Annotated in this window: 1 protein-coding gene; it reads left to right on the top strand. The window is 61.8% G+C overall.

Features of this window, described 5'->3' with window-relative positions:
• A partial coding sequence (locus QD409_RS35270) for a VCBS domain-containing protein (protein ID WP_430765016.1) occupies positions 1-2,025 on the top strand: 2,025 nt, incomplete at both ends.

The following is a 2,025-nucleotide window of genomic DNA, read 5'->3' as shown; positions in this document are numbered from 1 at the left end:
GTGACCGGTACTTATGGCACGCTGAGCGTCAATACGAACGGCACCTGGAGCTATGTGCTGGATCAATCGAAGGCCGATCCGCTGACGGCCTTGGATCATCCGCAGGAGAGCTTCAAGGTCCAGCTGAGCGACGGCCAGGGCGGTATCACGACGCAAACGGTTGTGGTGACGGTCAACGGCACCAACGATGCGCCGACGATCTCGATCCTCAGCGGCGATAGCGCCGGCGGTATCGTGACCGAAGCCGGCATTGGCGTTGCCAACGACACTGCTCACAATACGGCTTCCGGCCATTTGACCGGCGCCGATATCGACAGCCCGTCCTTGACCTGGTCGGTGGTTACGACCGGCGGTCAGACGGGCAATCCGGACGGATCGGTGACCGGCGCTTACGGCACGCTGAGCGTCAATGCGAACGGCACCTGGAGCTATGTGCTGGATCAGTCGAAGGCCGATCCGCTCAATGTYTCGGATCATCCGCAGGAAAGCTTCAMGGTTCAGCTGAGCGACGGCCAGGGCGGCGCCACGACGCAGACGGTTGTGGTGACGGTCAACGGTACCAACGATGCGCCGACAATCACGATTGCCAATGGTGACAGCGCCAGCGGCACCGTGACCGAAGCGGGCGTTGGTGTTGCCAACGACACTGCTCACAACACGGCTTCCGGCCATTTGACCGGCGCCGATATCGACAGCCCGTCCTTGACGTGGTCGGCGGTTGCGGGTCTTGGCCAGACGGCCAATCAAAATGGGTCGGTGACCGGCGCATATGGTACGCTGAGCGTCAATGCGAACGGCACCTGGGCCTATGTGCTGGATCAGTTGAAGGCCGATCCGCTCAATGTTTCGGATCATCCGCAGGAGAGCTTCACGGTTCGGCTGAGCGACGGCCAGGGTGGCATCACGACGCAGACGGTCGTGGTGACGGTCAACGGTACCAACGATGCGCCGGCGATCTCGATTGCCAATGGCGATAGCGCCAGCGGCGGCGTGACCGAAGCGGGCGTTGGCGTTGCCAACGACACTGCTCACAACACGGCTTCCGGTCATCTGACCGGCGCCGATATCGACAGCGCGTCCTTGACGTGGTCGGCGGTTGCGGGTCTTGGCCAGACGGCCAATCAAAATGGGTCGGTGACCGGCGCATATGGTACGCTGAGCGTCAGCGCGAACGGCACCTGGAGCTATGTGCTGGATCAGTCGAAGGCCGATCCGCTCAATGTCTCGGATCATCCGCAGGAAAGCTTCAAGGTTCAGCTGAGCGACGGCCAGGGCGGCGCCACGACGCAGACGGTTGTGGTGACGGTCAACGGCACCAACGATGCGCCGACAATCACGATTGCCAATGGTGACAGCGCCAGCGGCACCGTGACCGAGGCTGGTATTGGTGTTGCCAACGACACTGCTCACAACACGGCTTCCGGCCATTTGACCGGCGCYGATRTCGACAGCCCGTCCTTGACSTGGTCGGTGGTTGCGGGCAGCAGTCAGACGGGTAACCCGGACGGATCGGTGACCGGTACTTATGGCACGCTGAGCGTCAATACGAACGGCACCTGGAGCTATGTGCTGGATCAGTCGAAGGCTAATCCGCTGACGGCCTCGGATCATCCGCAGGAGAGTTTCAAGGTCCAGCTGAGCGACGGCCAGGGTGGCATCACGACACAGACGGTCGTGGTGACGGTCAACGGCACGAACGATGCGCCAACGATCACGATTGCCAATGGCGACAGCGTCAGCGGTATCGTGACCGAGGCTGGTATTGGTGTTGCCAACGACACTGCTCACAACACGGCTTCCGGCCATYTGACCGGCGCTGATGTCGACAGCCCGTCCTTGACCTGGTCGGTGGTTGCGGGCAGCAGTCAGACGGGTAACCCGGACGGATCGGTGACCGGTACTTATGGCACGCTGAGCGTCAATACGAACGGCACCTGGAGCTATGTGCTGGATCAATCGAAGGCCGATCCGCTGACGGCCTTGGATCATCCGCAGGAGAGCTTCAAGGTCCAGCTGAGCGACGGC

It is taken from the genome of Rhizobium sp. BR 315 (genome assembly GCF_050577975.1).
Lineage (GTDB): Bacteria > Pseudomonadota > Alphaproteobacteria > Rhizobiales > Rhizobiaceae > Rhizobium > Rhizobium miluonense.
Note: the sequence above shows the minus strand (reverse complement) of the source record. Positions and strands in the feature narration are given on the sequence as shown.